24 protein-coding genes, 1 other RNA gene and 1 pseudogene are annotated in these 25,563 nt (G+C 46.0%); 7 read left to right on the top strand and 19 right to left on the bottom strand.

The genetic code is table 11. From position 1 onward, the window contains the following. Positions 1-81: 81 nt before the first annotated feature. From FTT63_RS09070 to FTT63_RS09045, 6 genes are all read right to left on the bottom strand, one after another. Positions 82-516: an HIT domain-containing protein gene (locus FTT63_RS09070; RefSeq protein ID WP_005178471.1), complete on the bottom strand. Its 435-nt coding sequence runs from the start codon at positions 514-516 to the stop codon at positions 82-84. A 218-nt stretch (positions 517-734) separates the two neighbouring features. Continuing rightward, positions 735-4,196: a transcription-repair coupling factor gene (gene mfd / locus FTT63_RS09065; protein ID WP_180192189.1), complete on the bottom strand. Its 3,462-nt coding sequence runs from the start codon at positions 4,194-4,196 to the stop codon at positions 735-737. A gap of 128 nt (positions 4,197-4,324) precedes the next feature. Continuing rightward, positions 4,325-4,681 carry a hypothetical protein gene (locus tag FTT63_RS09060; RefSeq protein WP_127800166.1) on the bottom strand — a complete coding sequence of 119 codons (357 nt, stop codon included), beginning with the start codon at positions 4,679-4,681 and terminating at the stop codon, positions 4,325-4,327. Positions 4,682-4,804: 123 nt separating this feature from the next. Beyond that, positions 4,805-5,581, bottom strand: coding sequence for a glutathione S-transferase N-terminal domain-containing protein (locus tag FTT63_RS09055; protein WP_180192188.1), 777 nt, complete (start codon positions 5,579-5,581; stop codon positions 4,805-4,807). Between the two features lie 54 nt (positions 5,582-5,635). Then, positions 5,636-6,148 carry a ribonuclease E activity regulator RraA gene (gene rraA, locus FTT63_RS09050; RefSeq protein ID WP_075174541.1) on the bottom strand — a complete coding sequence of 171 codons (513 nt, stop codon included), beginning with the start codon at positions 6,146-6,148 and terminating at the stop codon, positions 5,636-5,638. 11 nt (positions 6,149-6,159) lie between these two features. Continuing rightward, positions 6,160-6,825 (bottom strand): NAD(P)H-binding protein, encoded by a 666-nt coding sequence (locus FTT63_RS09045; protein WP_075167976.1) that lies wholly within the window; start codon positions 6,823-6,825, stop codon positions 6,160-6,162. A 212-nt stretch (positions 6,826-7,037) separates the two neighbouring features. On the opposite strand from FTT63_RS09045, the gene rpsT reads away from it, so the two are divergent. Beyond that, positions 7,038-7,307, top strand: a complete 270-nt coding sequence (rpsT, locus tag FTT63_RS09040) for a 30S ribosomal protein S20 (protein WP_005178484.1) — start codon at positions 7,038-7,040, stop codon at positions 7,305-7,307. Positions 7,308-7,588: 281 nt separating this feature from the next. On the opposite strand, the gene FTT63_RS09035 is transcribed toward rpsT, so the two are convergent. The 3 genes from FTT63_RS09035 to FTT63_RS09025 form a co-directional block, all read right to left on the bottom strand. Further along, positions 7,589-10,267: a M66 family metalloprotease gene (locus FTT63_RS09035; protein ID WP_373685673.1), complete on the bottom strand. Its 2,679-nt coding sequence runs from the start codon at positions 10,265-10,267 to the stop codon at positions 7,589-7,591. A gap of 362 nt (positions 10,268-10,629) precedes the next feature. After that, a complete protein-coding gene (locus FTT63_RS09030) occupies positions 10,630-11,364 on the bottom strand; it encodes a histidine phosphatase family protein (protein WP_005178488.1) in 735 nt (244 codons plus the stop codon). Positions 11,365-11,419: 55 nt separating this feature from the next. After that, complete coding sequence (locus tag FTT63_RS09025; RefSeq protein ID WP_180192187.1) at positions 11,420-12,277, bottom strand: 3'(2'),5'-bisphosphate nucleotidase CysQ; 858 nt, start codon at positions 12,275-12,277, stop codon at positions 11,420-11,422. 12 nt (positions 12,278-12,289) lie between these two features. On the opposite strand from FTT63_RS09025, the gene FTT63_RS09020 reads away from it, so the two are divergent. The 4 genes from FTT63_RS09020 (at position 12,290) to FTT63_RS09005 (ending at position 15,299) form a co-directional block, all read left to right on the top strand. Then, positions 12,290-12,976: an HAD-IA family hydrolase gene (locus FTT63_RS09020; protein WP_180192186.1), complete on the top strand. Its 687-nt coding sequence runs from the start codon at positions 12,290-12,292 to the stop codon at positions 12,974-12,976. Next, positions 12,969-13,409: an RNA-binding S4 domain-containing protein gene (locus tag FTT63_RS09015; RefSeq protein ID WP_005178493.1), complete on the top strand. Its 441-nt coding sequence runs from the start codon at positions 12,969-12,971 to the stop codon at positions 13,407-13,409. Before FTT63_RS09020 ends, FTT63_RS09015 begins: the two co-directional genes overlap by 8 nt. Before the next feature lie 145 nt (positions 13,410-13,554). Then, positions 13,555-14,598, top strand: a complete 1,044-nt coding sequence (recA, locus tag FTT63_RS09010) for a recombinase RecA (RefSeq protein WP_005178495.1) — start codon at positions 13,555-13,557, stop codon at positions 14,596-14,598. 89 nt (positions 14,599-14,687) lie between these two features. Continuing rightward, positions 14,688-15,299, top strand: a complete 612-nt coding sequence (locus tag FTT63_RS09005) for a regulatory protein RecX (protein WP_005178497.1) — start codon at positions 14,688-14,690, stop codon at positions 15,297-15,299. Between the two features lie 138 nt (positions 15,300-15,437). Here FTT63_RS09005 and ffs read toward each other — a convergent pair. Then, an RNA gene (gene ffs, locus FTT63_RS09000) (signal recognition particle sRNA small type) lies at positions 15,438-15,534 on the bottom strand. Between the two features lie 291 nt (positions 15,535-15,825). Here ffs and FTT63_RS08995 point away from each other — a divergent pair. Then, positions 15,826-16,680, top strand: a complete 855-nt coding sequence (locus tag FTT63_RS08995; RefSeq protein WP_180192185.1) for a YbgF trimerization domain-containing protein — start codon at positions 15,826-15,828, stop codon at positions 16,678-16,680. 46 nt (positions 16,681-16,726) lie between these two features. Here FTT63_RS08995 and rodA read toward each other — a convergent pair whose 3' ends face one another. From rodA to FTT63_RS08965, 6 genes are all read right to left on the bottom strand, one after another. Continuing rightward, complete coding sequence (gene rodA, locus FTT63_RS08990; RefSeq protein WP_005178500.1) at positions 16,727-17,863, bottom strand: rod shape-determining protein RodA; 1,137 nt, start codon at positions 17,861-17,863, stop codon at positions 16,727-16,729. A gap of 106 nt (positions 17,864-17,969) precedes the next feature. Next, positions 17,970-18,707 (bottom strand): 2-C-methyl-D-erythritol 4-phosphate cytidylyltransferase, encoded by a 738-nt coding sequence (gene ispD, locus FTT63_RS08985; protein ID WP_005178503.1) that lies wholly within the window; start codon positions 18,705-18,707, stop codon positions 17,970-17,972. Continuing rightward, complete coding sequence (locus FTT63_RS08980; protein WP_075167982.1) at positions 18,667-19,068, bottom strand: septum formation initiator family protein; 402 nt, start codon at positions 19,066-19,068, stop codon at positions 18,667-18,669. The genes ispD and FTT63_RS08980 overlap by 41 nt, the downstream gene beginning before the upstream one ends. Before the next feature lie 7 nt (positions 19,069-19,075). Next, positions 19,076-20,365 carry a phosphopyruvate hydratase gene (gene eno, locus FTT63_RS08975; RefSeq protein ID WP_005178507.1) on the bottom strand — a complete coding sequence of 430 codons (1,290 nt, stop codon included), beginning with the start codon at positions 20,363-20,365 and terminating at the stop codon, positions 19,076-19,078. Between the two features lie 44 nt (positions 20,366-20,409). Further along, positions 20,410-21,267, bottom strand: a complete 858-nt coding sequence (gene kdsA, locus FTT63_RS08970; RefSeq protein WP_005178509.1) for a 3-deoxy-8-phosphooctulonate synthase — start codon at positions 21,265-21,267, stop codon at positions 20,410-20,412. A gap of 30 nt (positions 21,268-21,297) precedes the next feature. Next, a complete protein-coding gene (locus FTT63_RS08965) occupies positions 21,298-22,935 on the bottom strand; it encodes a CTP synthase (protein WP_005178510.1) in 1,638 nt (545 codons plus the stop codon). A gap of 225 nt (positions 22,936-23,160) precedes the next feature. Between FTT63_RS08965 and FTT63_RS08960 the strand changes: the two genes are divergently transcribed. After that, on the top strand, positions 23,161-23,577 hold the full coding sequence (locus FTT63_RS08960) for a hypothetical protein (protein WP_005178512.1): 417 nt from the start codon (positions 23,161-23,163) through the stop codon (positions 23,575-23,577). An 83-nt stretch (positions 23,578-23,660) separates the two neighbouring features. Here the strand turns inward: FTT63_RS08960 and FTT63_RS08955 are convergent, their stop codons facing one another. The 3 genes and pseudogenes from FTT63_RS08955 to FTT63_RS08945 all read right to left on the bottom strand — a co-directional run. Then, entirely contained in the window at positions 23,661-24,773 is a 1,113-nt protein-coding gene (locus FTT63_RS08955) for a YheT family hydrolase (RefSeq protein WP_016659027.1), read from the bottom strand. 82 nt (positions 24,774-24,855) lie between these two features. Next, a complete protein-coding gene (locus tag FTT63_RS08950) occupies positions 24,856-25,263 on the bottom strand; it encodes a nuclear transport factor 2 family protein (RefSeq protein ID WP_075166817.1) in 408 nt (135 codons plus the stop codon). 154 nt (positions 25,264-25,417) lie between these two features. Further along, positions 25,418-25,563, bottom strand: a pseudogene (locus FTT63_RS08945) (IS4 family transposase); the annotation flags it as partial.

Below are 25,563 nucleotides of genomic sequence, written 5' to 3'. Positions count from 1 at the left end.
AATAACCTAGTGACACCGTACTCTACTCTCCTTAGCGGATCTGGTCACACCATACATCCCTGCATGATGCAAACACGAATATCAGTCCATTCGCCAGTCAAATGGCATATCGCCCTGACCGCGTAGTGCCAACATTAGCGTTTGGCGCATATGGTTCAGCACTTCATTGTTATACGGTACTGCTGGTGTTCCCCAGACCGGTTTTGGCCATGCCACATCATTTTGATAACGCACCACATGATGGAAATGCAATTGTGGCACCATGTTGCCCAGTGCAGCAACATTCATTTTATCGGCACGGAATACACGTGACAGTTGGCTAGATAACCAGCTCGATTCACGCAGGAACTGTTCCTGATCGGCCTGGCTTAATTCATAGAGTTCGGTAATGCCCGGCACACGTGGAATAAGAATGAGCCAAGGAAATTGCATATCATTCATTAAACGACATGTTGACAAGGGAAAGTCGCCTACAAAAAAAGTATCTTGAGCAAGTTGTGGATGCAAACTAAACATATCTTTATAAATGACGCAAATTAGAATGATGGCTAATACTATCACATCCCAAAGGACGTGAATATTCTATAACGGCCGTTTCACCACAAATAACACACTATTTGCAGCCAGCCAGAGCAATCCCCTATCTTCAATAAATTTCCTTAAATAATCAAGACTTCTTTGCGCAGTCAGCGATTAAATAAACAGCAGGAATTGCATCAGGACTGAGCGCTAACTCAGGCTGGCAGCTCACGCAGCAGTTGCTCCAGCAAATCGGAAATAAACTGAATCCGTTTTTGATGTTCATCCAGCAGCACCATGACTTTTAAACGCTGTCCGCCATCCATCCGGAAATAGGTCGGATGTTTCTGCATCATCTGGATAATGCTGATTGCCTGCACCGGGGTATCTGGTGAAAACTCGATATTGCCACCATTGGCACCCACATCAATTTTGGTAATACCGAGCTGCTCGGCTTTCAGACGCAGCTGATGCACGGCAAATAGCTGTTTTACCGGTTGTGGTGGAATACCAAAACGGTCAATCAGTTCCATACGGATGTTGTCGAGTTTTTCCTGTGTATCGGTATTGCTGATACGTTTATAGAATAATAAACGCTGATGCACATCGCCCAGATACTCATCCGGAATCAAGGCTGGCATGTGCAGGTTGATTTCCGCTGTTAACGACAACGGCGCATCGAAATTTGGGGTTTTGCCTTTTTGAATGGCTTTGGTGGCTTTTTCCAGCATTTCCATATATAGGCTATAACCAATGGCCTGCATCGAGCCGCTTTGCTGTTCCCCGAGGAGTTCACCGGCACCACGAATTTCCAGGTCTTCTGTGGCCAGCATAAAACCAGCTCCCAAGGTCGATGCACGCTGAATCGCATCCAGACGTTTTTCAGCATCACCTTTTAAGCCTTTAATCGACGGCACCAGCAAATAGGCATAGGCCTGATGGTGCGAACGTCCAACCCGGCCACGTAACTGATGTAATTGCGCCAGGCCGAGCTTGTCGGCGCGTTCAATTAAAATGGTATTGGCATTCGGGACATCAATCCCGGTTTCAATAATGGTGGAACAGACCAGCACATTATATTCTTTATGATAGAACTGCTGCATCACCTGCTCCAGTTCACGCTCACGCATCTGGCCATGTGCGACTGCTACCCGTGCTTCCGGCACCAGCTGGCGGATATTTTCTGCTGCACGTTCAATGGTATCGACTTCATTATGCAGGAAATACACCTGACCGCCACGCAGCAATTCACGCAAAATCGCTTCTTTGACTGAATCACCAGTCTGTTCCTGCACAAAGGTTTTTACGGCTAAACGACGCGCTGGTGGTGTGGCAATGATGGATAAATCGCGCATGCCACTAAAGGCCATATTCAAGGTACGTGGAATGGGGGTTGCCGTTAAGGTCAGCATATCGACATCGGCGCGTAAGGCTTTAATCCGCTCTTTATCGCGCACACCGAAACGGTGTTCTTCATCGACAATCATCAGGCCCAGCTGTTTGAACTGGACATTTTCCTGCAAAATTTTATGGGTACCAATCACAATATCGACTTTGGCTTCGGCCAAATCTTCAATGATTTTAGTATGGGTTTTGGATGAACCAAAACGCGACAGGACTTCAATACGCACCGGCCAGTCGGCAAAACGGTCTTTAAAGGATTCATAATGCTGCTGTGCCAGCAAGGTGGTCGGTACCAAGACCGCTACCTGTTTATTATTTTGCACGGCGACAAAGGCGGCACGCATGGCCACTTCGGTTTTACCAAAGCCAACATCCCCACAAACCAGACGGTCCATCGGTTTGGCCTGCTGCATATCATATAAGGTTGCTTCAATGGCATTGGCCTGATCCAGGGTTGCTTCATAGGCAAACCCGGACGCAAACTGCATATACAGTTTTTCATCCAGCTCAAAGGCATAGCCCGGTTTGGACTGACGGCGTGCCTGTATATGTAGCAACTCAGCTGCAACATCATGAATCTGCTCCAAAGCTTTACGCTTGGCCTTGTTCCAGGCATCAGTGCCAAGTTTATGTAGCGGCGCCAAATCCGGATCGCCACCACTATAGCGGCTAATTAAATGCAAATTAGTCACTGGCACATAGACTTTGGCGCCATCGGCATAATCGAGCTGCAAGAATTCATGATCCTGCTGATCAATTTCCAGCGTCACCAGTCCGGCATAACGCCCCACACCGTGATCAATATGTACCACCGGCGCGCCAATACTCAGCTCGGTCAGACTGCGTATTAAAAACTCTTCCGAGACTTCCTGCTGACGTTTACGCCGACGTTGAACCACACGATGTTCATAGAGCTGATTTTCCGAAATGACCGAAAGCTGGCCCTGAATTACCAGACCACGATCTAAAGGAGCGTTGGTAATGGCAACGGCGTATAAAGATTTCTGGAATTCAGCAAAGTTCTCAACCGTTGGGATTTCTCCCAGAGTGGAACGCAGCGCATCTTTCAAAGTTTCACGGCGACCAGCACTTTCTGCAACCAGCAACACCGGATGATTGGCCGCGTTAATATATTCTTTGACCAGACTGAACGGTTTTTCCCGTTTCGGATCGACCGGCAGTTTAGGTGGTGCTTCAGTGGCCAGATTTACCACACCGGCTTTTTCGGCAAAATGATCTGCCGAGGCGATGATGCGGCCAAACTGGTTTAACTGTCCCAGCACCTGCTGCGGTGATAAAAACAGTTGTTCTGGCGGCAAAATAGGCTGGTCAATATTATGCCGGCGATCTTCATAACGGCGGTTTACTTCCTGCCAGAAGCTGTTTAAACTTTCTTCCAGCCCTTTATCTGTAATGACAATGCCATTCTCAGGTAAGTACGCCATTAAGGTACTTTCGGCAGCCATTGCCTGAGCGCTAAAGAATAACGGAAAATAGAACTCTATCCCTGGCGAGGCAATGCCATCGAGCACATCCTGATACACCGGGCTTTTCTTTGGATTTGCACTTGGGAATAATTCTGCATAACGATCGCGGAACAGCGAACGGCCTTCTTTTAAAGGAAACTCTTTGGCGGGTAGTACTGAAAATTGCTGAATGGTTTGGGTGGTCCGCTGGGTTTCCGGATCAAAAAACTTCAGGCTTTCAATTTCATCATCAAACAGGTCAATCCGGATTGGTGCTTCTTGCCCTGAAGCAAAAATATCCATAATACTGCCGCGCACCGCAAATTCACCATGATCATAGACTGTATCGACCAGATGATAACCAGCCTGAATCAGGCGTTTCTTTTGCTGTTCCAGTTCAAATTTCTGGCCAACCTGAATATCAAAATGCTCACCTAAGACCCAAGAGGTTGGCGCCACACGCTGCGCCAGGGTTGCAGCCGACACCAGCAGCACGCCCTGCTGTGGCATATTCGATAAAATCGCCAGACGCTCAGAGACAATATCCTGATGCGGTGATAAACGGTCATAAGGTAAAATTTCCCAATCCGGGAAAATGGTCGGTTGAATACCGTAAAACTCAAATTCGCTTTCCAACTGCCCCAGATGCTGGCTGTTACGCGCCACCACAATCAATAACTGTTTATGCTGGGTACTCAGCTGCTTGATCAGCAAGGCCGCGGATGAGCCCTGCAAATTGCCCACCCAGCGTTTTTCGCCCGTTTTTAATTGTTTCAGATTGAGTTGGGAGCTTTCGTGTTGGAACATGTATATAGCTTTTAGGTCTAATCAACATGCGGCTTATACTAACACGAGCATTTCCATCCATTACGTTAATTTTTCTTAATCTTTATCTGAAAAATGAGACCGCATCTGGCTGAAAAATGGATTGAAGCTTACTTTTTCTCACGCAAGAACTGACGATAATAATCATTCAGGCGTTTCACAATACTTTTAAACTGCAACAGGTTTTCTTCTGTGTTGCCCAAACGCGTTACAAAGCTTTGCGTGGCAATTTCCAGATCAATTTTTTCATTGATCAGCATGGCGGTAAAATACAGTTCTTTCAGGTCATCAAAACGGTTCATACGCCGATTGGACAAATACTCCAGCCGCTCCGATAAAGCCTCATTCAGCACAATACCATCGACGATATAGCCATGTTGCGGATCAAACTGAATCTGATGTTCAGCCAGAAATTCTGCTTCTGGAGAGGGCTTGCTTTTAAACAGTTGCGCCACTTTATTGAACATATACTGATATCCTGAAATTCGCTGTGCCTAGTGTATCGGCTTTAGCGTGGAGATCCAGCGTTTGAACGCGGATATCTTTATAAAAACAAAAAAGCATCCGAAGATGCTTTTAACTTGAGAGTTTTAACCATACTGGCGCTGCAAATAATGCACAATATCATCCGATTCAAACATATGAGCGCCGGTATTCGGATCAACCAGATAAGGCACCTGAATATTCTCTCCCATCAGTGCCAAGACTTTCTCACGTTTACCGCCCTTTAAAGGTACATATTTACCTGGCTTTAAACGTAATTTGGCCAGCCCCTGATCCTGCCAGCGCTCTTTGGCCACATTATGGAAAATAAAAGGCAATTCCAGCTCGGTTAAGGTACTGCGCACAATGCGCGTATACGGACTGGCTTCAAAACCCCACAGCTCCAGCAGTTGCTCTGGTGCCGCACGGTTTTTAATCTTTTTCTTGACCCAGACCCCGCGTGCACCATTAAGCAGCGTACCAGCAAAGGCCACAAAGGGAATTTTTGGATAATGTGCATAGCGCCGCGGGGTTTTCCCGCTTTTGCCATAGTGTTTAAACAGATGATGAATAATCTGCTTCGATTCGTAGAGACGATCTCCGGTATTTTCATCTACCAGAAATGGAAATTGCAGTTTACCGCCCAATTCCTTGACCTGCGGACGGTATTTTTTACCACCTTTAGGACAGGGATAGACTTCATAATCCAGATTCAGCAAGGTCATGACTTCGCGTACACGTCGACAAAATGGTGAACCTTCAAACTCATACAACTTGAGCGGCTGCTCAGGTTGCTTGGGAAATGCTGTGCCATTGCTTCCGCGCCCGCCTTCGGTCAAAGCAGAAGCCAATGCCTGTACCACTTTAATTTGATGATGCAACATCATGACCTTCCTGTTCTTGTTATGTTCTAGAAGATGAATGCCGAATCGGGTTGATTACAGCTCCACCAATGCTTCTTTGGCCACCACAATACCATTATTATCGGCATAAATATAATCACCCGACTGAATATTCACACCACCAAAGCTGAGCGGAATATCGACCTCACCCACGCCTTTACGGTTACTTTTTTGTGGAATTGCTGCCAGCGCATGTACGCCTAAATCCAGTTCGGCAATGGCATCGACATCACGTACACAACCGTAAATAATCACACCATTCCAGTTGTTTTTTACTGCAGATTCGGCAATCAGGTCGCCCATAAGTGCACAGCGCATTGACGCACCACCATCCACCACCAGCACCTTGCCCTGGCCTTCAGTCGCCAGTAATTCTTTTACACGCGAATTATCTTCAAAGCATTTTACCGTCACCACCTGACCGCCAAAACTTTTACGCGCGCCATAGCTTTTGAAAAATTTACCATCCATTGATGGGGTGACCACTTGCAGCTGTTTATCCGGGTTATCATCCAGCAAATCACAAGTAACGAAAGCGACTGTAGACACGTGTGTTTCCCTCATTTTGTATGTTGTATGCGTAAATTATCATAAATTTCAAACTTTTCAGTTTGAGTTAAGGCAGCCTCGACCATAGTATGAGCCACCTGCCCGGCTGTCACTGGCCGATGTTTAAAATTTTTAGGCAAAAAAGATGAACAGCGCTGAAACAGCTGCTGTGACAGATCTTCCAGAAAACGTGCATCCTGACGCTCGCCTAGCAATAAAGATGGGCGCAGCAGTGAAACTTTGCTTAAAGATAAGTTCTGAATGTACTGTTCCAGTTCACCTTTGACCCGATTATAAAAAAATGGCGATCTGGCATTGGCCCCCAAGGCACTGACCAGCAGATAATGGGCAGAGGTTTGCTGCAACAGCTCGGCAAAATGGGCATTGATAGTAAAGTCGGTCGCATAAAAGTTATCTTTTGAGCCGGCTTTTTTCAGGGTGGTACCCAAACAGCTAAAGCCATGACTATGCTCGCTGACATCCTGATCATTCAGCATCAGTAAATCTTCCAGCACCAATGGCTGTACTTTGGCCATCTGTTCAAAGGCTGCATCCGGACGACGCACCACCGCCGTAACCTGCTGACAGGCAGGATGATCATTTAAGGCAGAAACCAGTGCCCGGCCGACCAAACCGGTCGATCCAATGACAATGGCTTTTTTTATGATTTGAGTCATTTTTTATCCAATATTCAGGCACTCACACTAATCTAACGTTTTCTTTCATTTTTTTCTGCATCTTAAATGTTGTCAAAGCTTGTCAAGACTTGACTTCGACGCATTGTTTAATCAAAATATGGCACTTGTTTACGGGCTGGTGAAATTCTGCTGATGTGGTTTTCAGTTGAATTGCGGCCCGCCCAGACCAATCTATTTCAAGGAGTGCACGAGTGGCAAACTCTGCTCAAGCTAAAAAACGTGCTCGTCAAAACGTTAAAGCACGTAAACATAACGCAAGCTTGCGTTCTATGGTTCGTACCTATCTTAAACGTACAGTAGCTGCTATCGCTGCTGGTGACTATGCTGTTGCTTCAGAAGCTTACAAAAAAGCTGTACCTGTAATCGACCGCATGGCTGATAAAGGCATCATCCATAAAAATAAAGCTGCTCGTCATAAGAGCCGCTTGAACGCGCAAGTTAAAGCATTAGCTTCTAACTAATCGCAAAGCAGAAAGAGCCCTGATTCAGGGCTTTTTTTGTATCTGTAGATTTTATTTTGGTCCGATCTTATCCTCAATACGTTTACGTCCCGATCGATTCCATCTCAATTCCACACTAAACCGTCTAAAAAACATCTAACCATCACACGACCTACCATCACTAGAAAATAAATCTGTCCCCCTATATTTTTGATTGCCACAACATCCCCCATAAAAAAACACCTCCTAAACTACTTAGAAGGTGTTTATATAATTCAGACTAGAATGTTGAATATGAATTGTTATTTCAGCATCAGTCTTAAGTTTTCTGGGGTTAAATAAGCCAGTTGCAGACTATTATTAGCGCTTAACTGGGTCCATTGCTGGTTAGCCCCACCGGTACAGCCATAGCGGATTAAACGGGCACGATTGTCTTTTAAATAGCCATGTTCCAGATCAAAACATTGAGCACCCTGGCGGATGGTTCCGGTTTCTGTATGCATTGTCCACACCTGACTGTCCTGTGTGGTGCTACAGCTGGCCAGTGTTACTACATTGCTGTTATTGCTTAAACACAAATCTATCTCGGCTTTACTATGAATCCGGCCCAAACCATCATAAATCCATTGCTCGGTGTCATCTCCGGTACAGGCGCTTGCACCACTGATATAGACATTTTTCTGACCTGTCGCCAGAGTTTCCACTTTCAAACAGTTATTTCTGTTTTTAAGTAGCGTTGCTTCAGCCAGAAGATCTTCATTGGCCAGTCCCAACTGCGTCACGAAGCCTTCCAGCGCTGTTTGCGCTTCAGGTTTTGCATGCTCCAGATCGGCACGGTAGACATTCATCCAGCGATTCAAACGGTAGATGTTCTGTTGCTGCTGTTCATAACGCTGCAACTGCTGCTGAGCTAGTGCACTCAATTCATGACGATTTTCTGCATAAGAATCATATAGTAATTGTGCAGCTGGCTTTAAAGCGATCACCGCCTGATTGGCCTGTGCTTCCAATTGCTGCTGGAATTCCGGCAATTCCACTTTTCTAAGCGCCGTATAACCATCCTCACGTCCAATTTTTACAGCAGCTGAAATGGCAGTGCCGTATTGAGGAATCGTAAGTGTCGATAATAATTTCTCGGCTTCATTGGCTTTTTTGCAGTACAAATTAACCTGTTGCGGCTGATCTGTAATGGCCAGGTTCACATGCAGCTTATTGGCATTACCACGCATACGATGAGGTGCCAAAGCCACGTTCTGGCTGCGATTGGTATATTGAACATCTAACCAGCAAGCCGCCTGCTCTGCGCCACGCTGTGCAGCCGGCAAATCATAGACATTGCCCCAGTTGCTGCGTGCTGCCGGATACAACACCCCTTGCTGGGTTTCCGGATCATAGCCGCCAATAATGGTAATCACCGGCACCCCAAATAAACGCGGTTTTAAATAATAGCCATCGGCGCTGTTATACCAGACCTCGCTTGAATTCGGCACTTTCGGATAGACCACTTCCATCTGGCGGCTGTCCGGATTCCAGCGTTTATAGCCGGATGGCGAGCTTTCATCCCACACATGACGATTGGTAAAATGCGGCTGGATACGCAAAAAGGTACTATAACCGGTGTAATGGGTATAACGTGAAATACTGCTATTGGTGGCACCGCCTGACATGGCATCCCAACCATACGGATACAGTTTCAGGAAATTTGGCACCCCGTTTTTGCCATCGCCCAGATTGGAGGATTGCCAGGCCAAATTACCGCGCATTTTGTTGCGATAGCCTATATAGCCCCAGCCACTATCGGCATGATGTGCCGACCAGAAATAATTGGTGGTGGTATCATCTACTTTAAAAGAGCCCGGATAATGGCCTAAACCATAATGATGGCCAATTTCATGGCTAAATTCGTTACCCACCGAGTTATACAGGGTCAACATGCCGTTACCGCCACTCAAGCCATGGGTCTGTTCACCATTGCTATATTTACCCCGCGCATGGTGAGTTACCACAGTTTGAGTCAGTTGAGGCTGTTGCTGACTGAGCATCGAAGCACTGGTCACCCCCCAGTTGGCCAAGTTAATTCCCACACTAAAGGTCGATTTCGCCGTGTTTTCACGCATATCCCCCGAATAAACACCGCCTTCGCCTGCACTTTGACTGTCGTAGATGGTGCCGTTGGCCACCATCACCCGATCCAGCTGAATATCATCATATTTAGCCACCGTCATGTGCGCTGCCGGAATGGTCTGGAAATAGTCTGTGCCTGAATTTTCCGGTTCAAGCAGCATGGCATGTCCTGTTGAATGTGGCGGCGCAGTGAGCAGTCCAATCCGGATATTATTTAGTACCAGTTCACCAGGCGCAGCAAAATCAATCTGCTCTGCCAGTAAATCACCACTGCGGTTTTTGCTGTCAATGATCCGTAATTTTAAGCCCGGACGTACTTCATCCCAGTTTAAGCGCGCTGACCAGGCCCGTTTACTGTAGCGCACTTCTGCACGGCCATCACGATTGCTCTGGTCCGAGGCCGGAATTTGAGTCGGATCAGCCAGGTTGATACGGCGTAACAGCCGTTCATTCTGATACACCTCAACCTGCAGTGCATTAATCTGATCCATCTCCTGCATCGGTGTGATTAATAACAATGCCTCCCGTTCTGCGGTTAAACGTGGCATTTTTTTCTCTTCGTTACCATTCGGGTCAACCACATGGCCTTGGGCAAACTGCACCATCGCCTGCAAAGAACCTGTTAAATCATTACGCACTTCACGTGATTCAGACTGGGCATTAAAATCATAAAAACCCAAAACAGATGGACTTACCACATCTTGCGTTGGCTCAGGATAATGACTTCCATGCAGCGGAGCATCTGGTGCTGTCCCATTGTTCGGCTGTTGACTTTCTCCATCACTACCACCACCGCCACATGCCGTCAGCATAAACGACAATATACTTACACTTAACAAACTAAGCGGAAACTTGATCACACTTTTCACTATTTATTTTACCCCAATGTCAATTTATGACTAAAAATAAAAAATAAACACATATTTTTCAATGATTTAAGAAATTATATTAGAGTAATTTAAAATCTAAAGCAATGTGTTGTACTTTATTGGACAGAGAAAGAGACAGCTTATTTTTATTTTTTTTAAATGATGGACAAAAATGCAGCAGAAAAGAAAATTTTGATTTAGGCGATTTTTAGACAAACAAGACTCTTGCACCCCAATAGAAATAGGCGTAACACATAGTCATTTTAGGTGGATTTTTTTTGAGTGTGAGCAAGATATATTAAAGCCAGCCATAGCTCACCTTCACAAACCATCCCCAGCGCAAATTTATATTAAACTTTTTGATGAAACTGCGAGATATCCAAGGTATGTACTTTGCCGCGCCAGATCCATTTCAACTGTGATTCCAGAAAATTTTCACCTTCAAACCAGACAAACAGCCCTTCCATCATTTGTGGCCAGTCTTCCTGTGACACTTCATTACGCCCTGAAATTACCGCAATAATCGCAGCCAGAATGGTGTCATGACTGACCGCCAGACTTAGGCCGCCCGGACTGTTAGGATGAGTGTTATAAATCAGTTCCAGCACATCCACCACGCCATGAATCGGATGTTTCATGCCCGGCAAGGCATTATTGACAAAGCTGTTAATAAAGCCCAACGCACCCTGCTGACGAAAATATGGCCCGGCCTGCTTGATGTCCAGCACAAAACTGCCCGGCTCAACCAGCAAACCCTGCTCGACAATTTCAATATGATGGGTATTTGGCGCAATATGTACCGAGTCGGCGCCTTCAATCATTAAGGCGGCAGTATCGACACAGCGCTGGATCGGACTAGAGATACAATGCTGAATGGCGCGTCCGCTATGGTCAATGAGATAAGCCCCCCATTTTTGCGCCAGTTCACGCCCCGGACCGGTTAACTGCAAATCATAGCCCGCCAGCCCCTGTCCAGCCACATTTTCACGAATGGAATGCCGGGTAAACAAGGTCACGGGAGTATGTACATCGGGCAATAAATCAATTGCCTTTAACATACTCGGTGGAAGCAGCTCTAACGCCATGGATCAAGCCAAATACAAAGGTGTTAAGCCCACTATAGCATGTTGGCAAATTAGCTCAATGTTCATTCGCCATAAGTGCTAGAGCACGCAAGGCAATCTCTTTCATTTCGGCATTTTTATAGGCAATAAAATTGCCATTTAACAGCGTATCACGATAGTTATATAAAAATGGCCGTCCCTGAAAATCAATCAGGCCACCGCCAATCCGTTCAATCAGGCATTGGCCAGCACTGGTGTCCCATTCACTGGTTGGGTGAAAACGCGGATATAAATCCACTTTATCTTCCAGCATCATGCAGAACTTATAAGCACTGCCAGCACGAAAAACCGTATAGTCCTGTTCAATCGTAGCGAGCGCCTGTAGATACTGCTCATAGACCGGTTTATTTTGGCTACTTTGACTTAAACCGACTTGAATCTGCGGACCACTGTCTACATATAGATAGGCGTACCATTGCTGTTGCTGGATATTAAACCGTAGCGGCAGGCCCTGTTTGGGGCAGATATACACCGTTTGCTCGCCCGGAATCGCCAGAATGGCAAAGGTGGTATGAATGCCTTCGACCAGACTCAGGTTAATGGTAAATTCCGGACGTTGATGTAAAAACTCTTTGGTGCCATCGAGTGGATCAAGCAGCCAGAACGTGTCCCACCGCGCCCGATCATAAACTGCGCCTTCTTCTGACAGTAGCGGCACATCTGGAAACTGCTGGGCCAGCTGTTCTGTAATGAAGGCATTCACCCGAAAATCGGCCTGGGTTACGGGCGATTCATCGCTTTTGTGTTCAATATCAAAATCGGCACCGGAACAATAACGCTGATATTCTTCTCGCAAGATTTCACATGCCTGTGTCACAATGGGCATCAGCTGCAAAATCAGTGGATCTTGTGGTGCTGTGGTTTTTTTAAACATAGATAGCCTTATATGTCGAATTATTCTGATCAACCCACCATCATCTTTGACATGGATGGTACGCTGCTTGACCTTGCCTATGATGATTTCATCTGGAATGAGCTGTTACCGGTGCGCTATGCCGAGCTGCATCAATGCAGTCTGGCGGAAAGCCGGGATACCCTGTTCCAGTTTTATCAGGAACACAACCATACCCTCAACTGGTATTCATCGCGCTTCTGGACCAGTAAAGTCGGGGTCGATGTACTGGCCATGCAGATTGAGCACAAACATAAGGTGGCTTTAAGACCGGGCTGTATCGAGCTGCTCGATTACCTAAAAGCCAATGGCTATCCAATCTGGCTGGCCACCAATGCCGACTGCGCCGGCCTGGCCTTTAAACTTGAGCAGACTGGTCTGGCCGACTATTTTGATGTCATGATCAGCAGTGAAAGCGTTGGACATGCCAAAGAATTTGTCGAGTTCTGGCAACACCTGGCACAGCAGCATCCTTTTGATCCTGCCCGCTGTTACTTTATTGATGATACCGAAAAAGTACTCAATGGTGCAGCAAAATTCGGTATTCAACAGCTGCTGACCATTCAGCAGCCTTCATCAGGCAAAGCAGCCCGTGTAGACAGCCGTTATCCGATGCTGCATGTGCTGACCGACCTGATTCCCCTATTGCAACACGCTGAGGAAAACAAAATATATGCCTAAATCTGCTCAACACGAAGCTGTAGAAAGCATGCGTATTGACAAGTGGCTCTGGGCGGCCCGCTTTTTTAAAACCCGTTCAATTGCCAAAGCGGCCATTGAAGGCGGCAAGGTGCATCATAATGGTGAGCGCGTCAAAGTTTCCAAGGAAATCCGGGTTGGCATGGAGCTGACCGTACAACAGGGCTTTGACCGCAAAACGGTCAAAGTGCTGTCTTTATCAGCAGTCCGCGGTCCGGCACCGGTGGCCCAGCAACTTTATGAAGAAACTGAGGTCAGTATTGCTCGTCGGGAATTGATTGCATCACAAAGAAAGTTGCATAATCTAGCACGCCCTGATCATCGTCCAAGTAAAAAAGACCGACGACAAATCAGTAAATTTAAACAAGAAAATGATCAGTCCTATGACCAGTCCTGGTCATATCATGATGATTAATTTTGGGCGTCAGAATGTGTCGCAAGGCCACTGATTTTCATAGAAGAGAAACATAAATTCTGTCACTATACTCGGGTGGAAAGAGTTTGAAGTACATACATCCACTTGAGTATATTGTTTGGTGACATCGTATTGAGGTTGTAAGATGGATGAGAATAAAAGCAAGGCGCTAAATGCTGCCCTAAGCCAGATTGAAAAACAGTTTGGTAAAAACACAGTAATGCGTCTTGGTGACAATACCGTACAGGCTGTAGAAGCAGTATCTACCGGTTCATTAACGCTGGATATTGCGCTCGGTATTGGCGGTTTACCCAAAGGCCGTATTATTGAAATTTATGGCCCTGAATCTTCAGGTAAAACCACAATGACCCTGCAAGCCATTGCGGAATGTCAAAAAGCCGGCGGCACCTGTGCCTTTATTGATGCCGAACATGCTCTTGATCCTCAATATGCGCGCAAACTGGGTGTAGATATTGACAACCTGCTGGTTTCACAACCGGACAACGGTGAACAGGCACTGGAAATTGCAGACATGCTGGTACGTTCAGGCGCAATTGACCTGATCGTTGTCGACTCTGTTGCAGCCCTGACCCCACGTGCCGAAATTGAAGGCGAAATGGGTGATTCACATATGGGCTTGCAGGCTCGTCTGATGAGCCAGGCGCTACGTAAAATTACCGGTAATGCCAAACGTTCTAACTGTATGGTGATCTTCATTAACCAGATCCGTATGAAGATTGGTGTGATGTTTGGTAGCCCGGAAACCACCACTGGTGGTAACGCACTGAAATTCTATGCCTCAGTACGTTTAGATATTCGCCGTGTTGGTCAGGTTAAAGAAGGTGACGAAATTGTCGGCTCTGAAACCAAAGTGAAAGTGGTGAAAAACAAGATGGCACCTCCGTTCCGTGAAGCGCTGTTCCAGATTCTGTACGGCAAAGGTGTGAACCATTTAGGTGAACTGGTCGACCTGGCTGTACAGCAAGAGATTGTACAAAAAGCCGGTGCCTGGTATTCATATCAAGGTGAAAAGATTGGCCAGGGTAAAAATAATACCATTCGCCATCTGGAAGAACATCCTGAACTGGCACAGACCATTGAAAAACTGATTCGTGAACAGCTGTTAACCACAGGCAACGTGGTTGAAGAAAAAGACGAAGAAGAACCTGACTTTTCATTAGATCTGTAAGACTCAACTGTTGAGACTTTAGACATTACACAATACGCCCTACGGGGCGTTTTGTTATTATGCTGATGGCCCTTTTCTGCGAGATGCTTATGTCAGATGCGAAATTCACTAAACTGTTGGACTATGAAACCTTAAAGCAGCAATTTGGCGATGCAGAAGATCAGCCAGCACCATCTGTATCTGCAACTGCCCCGCCTGAATTTGATCCTGAAGAACGTTTATTCGATCATAATAACAGTCAGGAACACAAACCCGGTTTAAGCGGTTCACGTTTGCGCTCTTATGCCTTTGCAGTCCTGACCCGTAAAGAATATTCCAAAGCTGAACTGATTGAGAAACTGGCGCTGTATGCAGAAAACCGTGAAGAAGTGGTCGTTTTGGTCGATGAACTGTCACGCGAGAATTACCAGAGTGACCAGCGTGTGGCCGAAACCCTGCTGTCCAGCCAAAAGCGCAAAGGCAAAGGCCCCAATCAGATTAAAATGAAGCTGAAAAGCAAAAAAATTGATACCGCTTTAATTTCAGAAGAACTGAAAGAAACCGACTGGGTGCAGCAAGCCTACGAATTAAAAGTTAAAAAGTTTGGTCCTGATGTCACGAAAGACCCGAAACTGAAAGCCAGACAGATCCGCTTTTTAATGTATCGTGGTTTTGAAATGGATGCGATTATGAAGGCGATTAACCGTAAAGCAGAAGATTAAAAACTGAATCTAGAGATGTAGATAAGCATCTAACTAGGATGAAACATCGACAAATATAAGAAAATAATATAGGGATTAAATCGAAAGGAAATTAAAAAGAAAAAAGCGATATTCTAAGAATTATAAAAATGGTGGCAACCCTACCAGCAAAGCTTCGGCACATCCCACGTCTGCTACCGTTGCTACCTTCCGGTCCTGGCGGGGTTCACAGGGTGAAATTGCGAAGTAACCGGCAGGGCTACCATTGCAGAAACAGAGTATAGACAATTTTATTGAACTTGCAAGTCCTGATTGCGCTTTTATATAAATCAGCCATCTATTTGATTATTAAAAAAACAGTTTGTATTTAATTGGTTATTTTGCAACAGAATTCCGAGAATTTTGACAGATGCCTAATTCATGACAACTTTGTAAAAGCTTATTGCAATTCGGGTTCGGGCCGTTTTTAATGTGCACATGATGATGATTTGGAATGAGCTCTTTCCTGACCGCACATTCCCAGTAAAGATAAAAGATGGATATGAAAATGATGCTAAAAAAGCATACGCTCTGTGCACTCACCCTGCTCTGCTCTGCGCCAGCACTGGCCAATATTCCCATTGAATCACGCGGCTTAAGCCAGAACAGCGGCAGTGCCAGCACCCCGGCGGCCATTGGCGCCTCCAATAGTGGCGCTCCGGTCACCACCAACCTGAACTGGCAATTGATGCAAAAAAACCAGCAGCTTGAAAATGATATTCGCACCCTGCGTGGCAAAATGGAAGAACAGGAAAACGAGATTGCCCAGCTCAAGCATGAACTGACCAACCGTTATACCGATTTAGACCAGCGTCTTGAACTTCTGAACCAGAAAATTGATCCGGAAGCGGCACCTGCTGTAGAGGAGGATAATCAACAGGATAGTTCTCCCAGTACAGCCAGCAGCAGCCAACCCACCAGTAACCCCATAAATAATACCGCTGCCCCAGCACCAGCAGCGACCACCGTGGTTAGCACACAAAGCTCGACGGAAGAACTGGAAAAAGCGGCCTATACCATCGCTTTGGATGCCTATAAACAAGGCGGTGCAAAAAAAGCCATTGCCCCGATGCAGAACTTTATTAAAAACCATCCGAATAGCGTGTATATTAGCAATGCCTATTTCTGGCTGGCCGAGTTTAATCTGGCAATTGAACCAACCAACTACAACGAAGCCAAAAAGAATTTTGAAATTGTTGCCAGCAAATATCCAAATTCGTCTAAAGCCTCTAATGCGGTGTATCGTCTGTATAGCATTGCCAAAAATGTCGACAAGAATGATGCACTAGCCGCGCAGTATCGTAGCACCCTGCTGACCAAATACCCGTCTTCCCAGGAAGCCAGCTTTGTGAAAAGCTCATAACCCAAAAGCCTCAGATGAGGCTTTTTTTATAACAGCAGGATCGTGTTTAACGATGGGTATGTACTGACATAACAATGCCCATCCCGGCCAGCAGACTGACCACAGCCGTACCGCCATAACTCATTAACGGTAATGGATCTCCAGTTACAGGTAAAATCCCGCTCACCATGCCTGAGTTTAAAAATACAAAAAAGAAAAAGGTCAAGCCAACTGCACCGGCATATAGGCGACCGAAATTATGAAAACAGCTCAGGCTGATAATCAGGCAGCGGATAATAATTGCAGCAAACAGCGCGAACAGTAAAAATACGCCAAAGAAGCCAAATTCTTCAGCATAGGTCGACATAATAAAGTCAGTATGATGCTCCGGCAAATAACCCAAATGCGACTGAGTGCCTTCCAGATAGCCCTTACCGGTCAGACCACCCGAACCAATGGCAATTTTAGATTGAATAATATTCCAGCCAGCGCCGAGTGCATCAGATTCCGGATCAAACAGGGTTAAAATCCGTTTCTTTTGATATTCCTGTAATAAAAACATCCAGGCCAGCGGTGCAACAATGGCCATCGCCGCAAATGCCCCGCCAATTAAACGCCAGGACATGCCGCTCAGAAACAATACAAAAATGCCCGGAATAATCAGGCCAATGTTCAAGTCCGGCTGTAGCGCCACCAGCACAAAAGGAATGCCGAGCAGCACCAGCGCACCGACGATTTGCAGGAATTTGGGTGGAAACGGTTTACGGGCAAAATACCAGGCCATCATCAGTGGCATGGTAAATTTCATGAATTCACTGGGCTGCATACTGCCAATACCGGGCAGACTGATCCAGCGTTTGGCCCCCATGCGGGTTTCACCAATCAGCAGCACCAGTACCAGCATGAGCACGGCCAGGGCATAAAAATAGGGACTGGCGGCCTGATAGACCTTGGGCGGAATCTGCGCACAGATAAACATGGCAATAAAGCCGATACCAAAGCTGATGCCCTGACGCATCACCATTCCCATATCCTGTGCGGTGGCACTATACACCACCATCAGCCCTAAAATTGCATTCAGGATCAGGAAGCATAATAGCCAGGGATCGAGGTGTAGTTTGGTCCAGCGAGAGGTATCGCTTTTAATGCTTCTTCCATCACGTAAAGAGTGACGTAAAAAACGATACTGCTGAGAAGGTATCATTGCGCCCCATTCAATCCAGATAACAAATCATCGGCAATTATAGGATGAACCATGCGCAGAGTGAATCGGAAATACACACTCGACTCATGATTTCAGCAAAGATTTTTTATGCAGTGGTTGCGGCGTGCTGGGCTTGCAGAATTAAACGCGCCAGCTCCAGATCATCGGGATAGGTAATTTTAATATTGTCCGAGCGTCCCTGTACCACCTGTACCGGATAGCCACCATGCTCCAGCGCACTGGCTTCATCGGTAATATTCACCTCTTGCGCCAATGCCTGTTCAATCGCGCGTTTTAGCTCACCTAAGCGCGCCATTTGCGGGGTTTGCGCCTGCCACAGCTGGGCACGGTCTACTGTGGTCTGAATCTGCTGCTGCGTCTCTACGCGCTTGAGGGTGTCACGGACCGGAATGGCCAGAATGGCACTCTGGTTGCTGTGTACCGCCTGATTCACCAGCGCATATAAGTTTTCAACCGCCACACAGGGACGCGCGGCATCATGCACCAGCACCCAGTCTTCATCCGATGCAATAGCAGATAAATACTGCAAGGCATTCAGTACCGAGTTGACCCGCTCTGCGCCACCCAGACAAAAATGAGCTTTATCCTGATGAGCAAACGGCAAACGCTGGGCCACATCATCCTGCGCACCAATGGCCAGCACATAACCTGCCAGCGGCAACTGATTTAAACGCGCTACCGTATGCTCCAGCACCGTGTGGTCCTGGATCATCTGATATTGCTTGAGTTCGGATTTGGAAAAGCGACTGCCCGAGCCTGCTGCCGGAATAACGGCCCAAAGTTTATGGTGTAGGGGTTGTTGCAGCTGGCTGTGGTGCTTCATTGGTACGTAAATCTACCTGGGCATTCGGATTGATATAAATCGGCTTATATTGGGTACTGATGGTACTCATCTGTACAAAAGTTTCATGTGGTTTAATTAAGCCCAGATCAAGACGGGCATGTTCTTCGATGGCTTCTACACCATTTTTTAAATCATAAACTTCCGCGGCCAAAACCCGGTTACGTTCTTTTAATTCATTATTGAGTTCGGTTTGTTGTTGTATTTTCTGGGTCAGTTCCTGATGTTCACGATAACCACCTTCACCAAACCAGTATAAATATTGAAACCCTGCGATCAGAACGATCGCAAGGCCCAACAGTACTTTACTCGATTTCGAGTCGAATACACTTAACATTGACATCTGTCGCTTAGTTTAAACCTTTAAACTCAGCTTTACCGCGATATGCAGCGTTCGTCAATTCTTCAATACGAAGTAATTGGTTATATTTCGCTACACGGTCAGAACGGCATAGAGAACCGGTCTTAATTTGACCTGCTGCTGTACCTACTGCAAGATCGGCAATGGTCGAATCTTCAGTTTCACCTGAACGGTGAGAAATAACAGTCGAGTAACCATTGGCTTTTGCAAGGTAGATGGCATCTAAAGTTTCAGTCAAGGTACCGATCTGGTTGTATTTAATCAGAATCGAGTTACCCACTTTTTCGTTGATACCGCGTTGCAGGATTTTAGGGTTAGTCACGAACAGGTCATCACCGACCAACTGGATCTTGTCGCCAAGAATTGACGTCAGGTAAGACCAGCCTTCCCAGTCAGATTCATCTAAACCATCTTCAATTGAGATAATTGGATATTGGTTTACCAGGCCAGCTAAATAGTCAGCAAACTGGTTGCTGGTGAATGCTTTGTTGCCTTCGCCTTCCAGTACGTATTGACCGTTCTTGTAGAATTCAGAAGATGCACAGTCAAGCGCAAGCATCATGTCAGAACCTGCTTTGTAGCCAGTCTGTTCAATTGCTTCAAGAATTACGGTAATTGCTTCTTCGTTTGAACGTAAGTTCGGCGCGAAACCACCTTCATCACCTACAGCTGTGTTCAAACCTTTTTTCTTTAATACTGATTTTAACGCATGGAATACTTCAGCGCCTGAACGTAATGCTTCAGCGAATGAAGTGAAGCCTACTGGCTCAATCATGAACTCTTGGATGTCAACAGTGTTGTCTGCGTGCGCACCACCGTTCAGGATGTTCATCATTGGCACAGGCATAGTCAAAATGGTTTGACCACGTAAATCTGCGATGTATTGGAAAAGAGGAATTTTCTTTTCATCAGCAGCAGCGCGTGCAGCAGCCAACGATACGGCTAGCGTTGCGTTTGCACCTAATTTTTCTTTGTTTTCAGTACCGTCTAAAGCAATCATCGTATTGTCGATGTCTTTTTGCTCAAATACTGATTTACCCACCAGCGCATCACGGATTAGCGTGTTAACGTTGTTTACGGCAGTTTTCACACCTTTACCTAAGTAACGTGTTTTATCGCCATCACGAAGTTCTAAAGCTTCACGAGAACCAGTTGAAGCACCAGATGGTGCACATGCACGGCCAACTACGCCAGATGCTAAGATTACGTCTGCTTCGATGGTTGGGTTACCACGAGAGTCCAAAATTTCACGTGCACGAATGTCAACGATTTGGCTCATGAACAATTCCTCAGTTGATTGAATAATAGATGCTGTTGCGGGCATCAATGAGTATCTAACTTTTTGAATCCTTTAACTAAAGTATCCAATTCTTTTAATTGCGCCAAGAATGGCTCTAATTGAGACAGGCGCAGCGCACACGGGCCATCACATTTGGCCACATCCGGATCTGGATGCGCTTCCAGGAATAAACCTGCAAGACCAGTCGCCATACCAGCACGCGCCAGTGTGGTGATTTGCGCACGGCGACCACCTGCTGAATCGGCACGGCCACCCGGCGTTTGCAGCGCATGGGTCACATCGAAGAAGACCGGCACATTCATTTCTTTCATGATGTCAAAGCCCAGCATGTCGACCACCAGATTGTTGTAACCAAAGGCTGAGCCCCGTTCACAAAGAATCAGTTTGTCATTACCAGCTTCCAGACATTTATGCAGGATATGACGCATTTCATGCGGCGCAAGGAATTGGGCTTTTTTAATGTTGATGATGGCCTGTGTTTTGGCCATGGCTTCAACTAAATCGGTCTGACGGCTTAAAAAGGCAGGAAGCTGAATAATGTCAGCAACTTCAGCCACCGGCGCAGCCTGATACGGCTCATGCACGTCGGTGATAATCGGAACATTGAAGTGTTTTTTTATGTCTGCCAGCCACTCAATCCCTTTTTCCAGGCCTGGGCCACGGAACGAGTTCAGGCTTGAACGGTTGGCTTTATCAAAGCTGGCCTTAAAAACGTAAGGAATATTCAAACGTGTGCAGATATCAATATAGGTTTCTGCAATTTCAAAGGCCAAATCTTTGGACTCAAGTACGTTCATGCCGCCGAATAGTACAAATGGCAAGTGGTTTGCCATTTGTATATCGCCTAAACGTACAACTTCTTGTGCTTTTAATTGTGACATTTAAACTTCCTGGTTTATTCCTTTTACCGCTTAGTGCTTGTTTTGGTACTGCTTTTTGGCAGCATCAATAAAGCTTGCAAACAGCGGATGTCCATCACGTGGCGAGCTGGTAAATTCTGGGTGGAATTGTACCGCAATAAACCAAGGATGTTGAGGGATTTCAACTGTTTCCACCAAGTGCTGTACTGGTGAATAACCTGAGATTTTCATGCCTTTTTCTTCAAGAACAGGAATATAACGGTTATTCATTTCATAGCGGTGGCGGTGACGTTCAATAATTTCTGCTGAACCGTACACTTCACAGGTTTTGGTGCCTTCAACCAGTTCTGATTTTTGTGCACCTAAACGCATGGTACCGCCGAGGTCAGAATCAACTGAACGCTGCTGTACTTCACCACGCTCATCTAACCATTCGGTAATCAGACCAATTAATGGAGATTTGGTTGAACGGTTAAATTCAGTTGAAGTCGCATCTGCAATACCGGCAACGTTACGTGCGTATTCGATCACGGCAAGCTGCATACCTAAACAGATGCCCAGGAATGGTACACCGTTTTCACGTGCATAACGGATGGCCGCCATTTTGCCTTCAGTACCGCGCTCACCAAAGCCACCTGGTACCAGAATTGCGTCAGCATCTTTCAGTACGGCTGCAACGTCCTGGCTTTCCAGGTCTTCTGCATTGACATAGTCAATCTGTACTTTGACACGGTTTTGAATACCAGCATGCAATAACGCTTCGTTCACCGATTTATAGGCATCTGGCAGTTCAACGTATTTACCAACCATCGCTACACGTACGGTATATTCCGGATTCAGTAAGGCTTCAACCACGTTATCCCAGTCAGACAGGTCTGCTTCTGGCACATCAAAACCAAAACGTTCACAGATCAAATCATCAACATCCTGCTCATAGAAGGTACGTGGAATTTGATAAATGGTTTTGGCATCTTTACATACCACCACTGCACGCGCTTCAACGTTGGTGAACAGTGCAATTTTGCGGGTAGTATCTGCGTCTACATCGTGCTCAGTACGGCAGATTAAGATATCTGGCTGAATACCGATTGACAGTAATTCTTTAACCGAGTGCTGGGTTGGCTTGGTTTTTAACTCTGCTGCAGACTTAATGTATGGCAACAGGGTTAAATGCATCAGCATGGTACGTTTATGACCGAGCTCAACCATGAGCTGACGGACCGATTCCATGAATGGGAGAGATTCAATGTCACCGACCGTGCCGCCAATCTCAACAATGGCAACGTCATAACCTTCACCTGCGCGAAGGACACGCTCTTTAATATTATCTGTGATGTGTGGAATCACCTGAACGGTACCGCCCAGATAATCACCACGACGCTCTTTATTTAAGACGTCTTGGTACACGCGACCTGATGTGAAGTTGTTTAACTTCGTCATCTTCGCACGACGCAAGAAACGTTCGTAATAACCCAAGTCTAAGTCAGTTTCAGCACCATCCTCTGTGACAAAAACTTCACCATGTTGGAAAGGACTCATCGTCCCTGGATCGACATTGATGTATGGATCCATTTTGACCATGGTTACTTTCAAACCACGGGCTTCTAAAAGTGCAGCAACTGAAGCAGCTGAAATACCTTTACCTAGTGATGAAACAACACCACCAGTCACGAAAATAAAATGGGTCATTGGGTTTCTCGTACAATCGAGCCTAAACTGGCCTGCAATGTTGCGCAATTTTACTTTACTCTGCACCTATAAAGCAAAGTCATTCCGCATCAATTCATAGAACAATAAACAATTGGCTATTCTATCAGCATTTCCGATAAAAAATTAGATTTTATTCATAGGATTTTCATCTGATTTTTTGCTGTTATAATACGCGCATCTCGTTGAACCCTCCTTTTTTAGATTATGAACAAAAAATTTTTGATTTGTGGTGCAATTGCAACCAGTTTATTCCTGAGTGCCTGTGTTAAAAAAGAAGCGCCTCAAGAAGAAGAACAGGTTGAAGTTGAGGTTCAGCAAACTGAGCAGATCACTGAGCCAGCCCAGTTCGAGCCACTTGAAGCAGAAACGCCAGAAGTGTCTGAAACTGAAGCGCCAGTGGAATACGAAGTTGAACGTACTGAAACTGAAAACACCACAACTGAAATTCGTCGTGAAGTGACGCCACGTGAACCTGCGCCAGCCCCTCAGCCAGCTCAGGCCGCTCCTGCTGAAGACAAACCGGTAGAAGCCCGTCCAGCCAACCCGGACCCGGACAGCCAGTCACAAGATGACGCTGTTGCCGCAGCCATTGCCGCAGCTACTCCAGCGCTTGAAAACTGATTTCAGCCTTCAAGCACTGTTGCATAAAAAAACCCAGTCCATGTACTGGGTTTTTTATTGGCCTTTTTATGAAGCTGTTCCATTCAGGAATAAGAACGTTCACCCTGTTGATGCTGGTTCTTTAAATAATCAGCCATTAAACGTGTGGCCCAGGACTGTGGCGCACCTAAACCTTCATAAAAACCGCAATGACTGCCCTTTTTGGTGGTCACCACCATAATATTTGGCATTTTCTGAATACTTTCTTTATACGGTTCCAGATTTTTAATATGACAAACCGGATCATCTTCGGCGTTTAAAATCATCAGGGGAATTTTGACATTCTGGAACACATAAATCGGGTTAATGGCCTTGCTATAACTTTCATAATCATGATAGCCGGCCATCTCAAAATAGGCCTGTTCAAATTCGGCCAGGTTTTGCGCGGTAATGACTTTGGCCAGCGATTTGGTTTTCTGCCAGCTACTCCGATAAGGATCAATAAAGGCCTGAATCACCTTTTTGGTCATGACCTTACTATAAAACGGATGAACATGGTTAAAGCCGATTTCGGTGTCATACCCCGGGCACAGTGCAAAAGCAGCTTTTAGCGGCGTTTTGTCGCCTTCTTCACCTAAATAACGCACCAGCAAACCGGTACCGGCCGATGAACCTACCCCATATAGGGCAGAAACCGGGAATTTTTTCTGAATAAACTGGATCTGTTCCCGTAAATCTTCGGTGGAACCAAACAGGCAGATTTTCGGAACCGGCATAGGCAAGTTGGCATGACCACGGCGTAAACATAAGGCAATACGCCAGCCGGTCTGCTGATGTAAATCCCGCACCAGCTCGCTCATGCTCTCGGCAGTTCCGACAATGGTGTGCATTACAATAATGGTTGGGGTGCGTGGTGGCAGATGCAGACCGTACCAGGCAATAGCCGTTACGCCACCATCGGACATGTTCAGCTGCTCAATGGCATCGTAATGCAGGCGGATGGTTTTTTTCTTGATTAAGTCAAAATAAAGCAGATGCGCATGGGTATTGGACAGCCACGGGGTTGGCCGGTATTTCTGTTTCAGTTGCGGTAAAACATCTATACAGCGCCGGATTTGACCTTCGGGATTAAAATATAAGGTCGGTTCTGCGGCGCCGGTCCATTCATCAATCAAGCGCTGGGTGAGCTGGGCCATTTTCTGGATCACAAATTTCATGTTTTGTTCCCCCCTTGTATGGTTTGGCTTATATCATGCTAGTTCTCTCATGTTATGAAGTCAGTTGAGTTCAGGGCTTAGATCAGGTGGGCATAAATTGTGCCATCCGTTGTCCCATCTCGGCAGCCAAAGCTTCGAGGCCGCTTTTAGGACGAATCATCACTTCAAAATCAATGATCTGACCTTGATCATTGAAGCGGATCATATCAATACCCTTGAGTTTTTTATCTCCCACCTGGGCAGAAAACTCAAGCACAACATTGTTACCGTCTGCAGCATAAAATTCACGGTGATAGCTAAAGTTCTCAAAGACCTGAATTACATTGGTCAGAATAAAAAACACCACCTGCTTGCCGGCATAAGGCTGATAGGCCACCGGAGAACGAAACACCACCTCATCGGCCAGCAGTTCATTCAGGATGGCCATATCACGCTGTTCAAGCATCTGGTGCCAACGGGCAATCGCGGTTTTGGTGATGTGTAAGGTCATTTTGGGGTCCTTTTTTATTTTGATATTTCATTGCTATATAAACTCCCCCTGAGCAAGTTTTAAAGCATTGCTTTAAAACGAAGTGCAAGAAAGGGGGATTTAGAAGGGTTTTTCTACAAGAATCCCTCCCAACCCATTGCTGTCCCACAATTTTTCACAAGAGGAAGCTCATTTGAGCTTCCTCTTGTTTTATGGGTATTTTATCGGGTGAAAATAAAGCTTTTAAAGTTCTTCTTTCAAACAAATTCACTTGAATTATTCTGAGTAAACGTTGAACTGTCCAACCTGTTTTTCCTAAAT

It is taken from the genome of Acinetobacter sp. C15 (assembly GCF_013420645.1).
GTDB lineage: Bacteria > Pseudomonadota > Gammaproteobacteria > Pseudomonadales > Moraxellaceae > Acinetobacter > Acinetobacter indicus.
The sequence above is the reverse complement of the archived record's forward strand: the minus strand, read 5'-3'. Positions and strand labels throughout refer to the sequence as shown.

Excerpts from the sequence above, each read along its gene's own strand:
- FTT63_RS09070 (WP_005178471.1), bottom strand. The coding sequence starts at position 516 with ATGTTTAGTTTGCATCCACAACTTGCTCAAGATACTTTTTTTGTAGGC.
- mfd (WP_180192189.1), bottom strand. The coding sequence starts at position 4,196 with ATGTTCCAACACGAAAGCTCCCAACTCAATCTGAAACAATTAAAAACG.
- FTT63_RS09060 (WP_127800166.1), bottom strand. The coding sequence starts at position 4,681 with ATGTTCAATAAAGTGGCGCAACTGTTTAAAAGCAAGCCCTCTCCAGAA.
- FTT63_RS09055 (WP_180192188.1), bottom strand. The coding sequence starts at position 5,581 with ATGTTGCATCATCAAATTAAAGTGGTACAGGCATTGGCTTCTGCTTTG.
- FTT63_RS09045 (WP_075167976.1), bottom strand. The coding sequence starts at position 6,825 with ATGACTCAAATCATAAAAAAAGCCATTGTCATTGGATCGACCGGTTTG.
- FTT63_RS09030 (WP_005178488.1), bottom strand. The coding sequence starts at position 11,364 with ATGGCGTTAGAGCTGCTTCCACCGAGTATGTTAAAGGCAATTGATTTA.
- FTT63_RS09025 (WP_180192187.1), bottom strand. The coding sequence starts at position 12,277 with ATGTTTAAAAAAACCACAGCACCACAAGATCCACTGATTTTGCAGCTG.
- FTT63_RS09020 (WP_180192186.1), top strand. The coding sequence starts at position 12,290 with ATGTCGAATTATTCTGATCAACCCACCATCATCTTTGACATGGATGGT.
- FTT63_RS09015 (WP_005178493.1), top strand. The coding sequence starts at position 12,969 with ATGCCTAAATCTGCTCAACACGAAGCTGTAGAAAGCATGCGTATTGAC.
- recA (WP_005178495.1), top strand. The coding sequence starts at position 13,555 with ATGGATGAGAATAAAAGCAAGGCGCTAAATGCTGCCCTAAGCCAGATT.
- FTT63_RS09005 (WP_005178497.1), top strand. The coding sequence starts at position 14,688 with ATGTCAGATGCGAAATTCACTAAACTGTTGGACTATGAAACCTTAAAG.
- FTT63_RS08995 (WP_180192185.1), top strand. The coding sequence starts at position 15,826 with ATGATGCTAAAAAAGCATACGCTCTGTGCACTCACCCTGCTCTGCTCT.
- rodA (WP_005178500.1), bottom strand. The coding sequence starts at position 17,863 with ATGATACCTTCTCAGCAGTATCGTTTTTTACGTCACTCTTTACGTGAT.
- ispD (WP_005178503.1), bottom strand. The coding sequence starts at position 18,707 with ATGAAGCACCACAGCCAGCTGCAACAACCCCTACACCATAAACTTTGG.
- FTT63_RS08980 (WP_075167982.1), bottom strand. The coding sequence starts at position 19,068 with ATGTCAATGTTAAGTGTATTCGACTCGAAATCGAGTAAAGTACTGTTG.
- eno (WP_005178507.1), bottom strand. The coding sequence starts at position 20,365 with ATGAGCCAAATCGTTGACATTCGTGCACGTGAAATTTTGGACTCTCGT.
- kdsA (WP_005178509.1), bottom strand. The coding sequence starts at position 21,267 with ATGTCACAATTAAAAGCACAAGAAGTTGTACGTTTAGGCGATATACAA.
- FTT63_RS08965 (WP_005178510.1), bottom strand. The coding sequence starts at position 22,935 with ATGACCCATTTTATTTTCGTGACTGGTGGTGTTGTTTCATCACTAGGT.
- FTT63_RS08960 (WP_005178512.1), top strand. The coding sequence starts at position 23,161 with ATGAACAAAAAATTTTTGATTTGTGGTGCAATTGCAACCAGTTTATTC.
- FTT63_RS08955 (WP_016659027.1), bottom strand. The coding sequence starts at position 24,773 with ATGAAATTTGTGATCCAGAAAATGGCCCAGCTCACCCAGCGCTTGATT.
- FTT63_RS08950 (WP_075166817.1), bottom strand. The coding sequence starts at position 25,263 with ATGACCTTACACATCACCAAAACCGCGATTGCCCGTTGGCACCAGATG.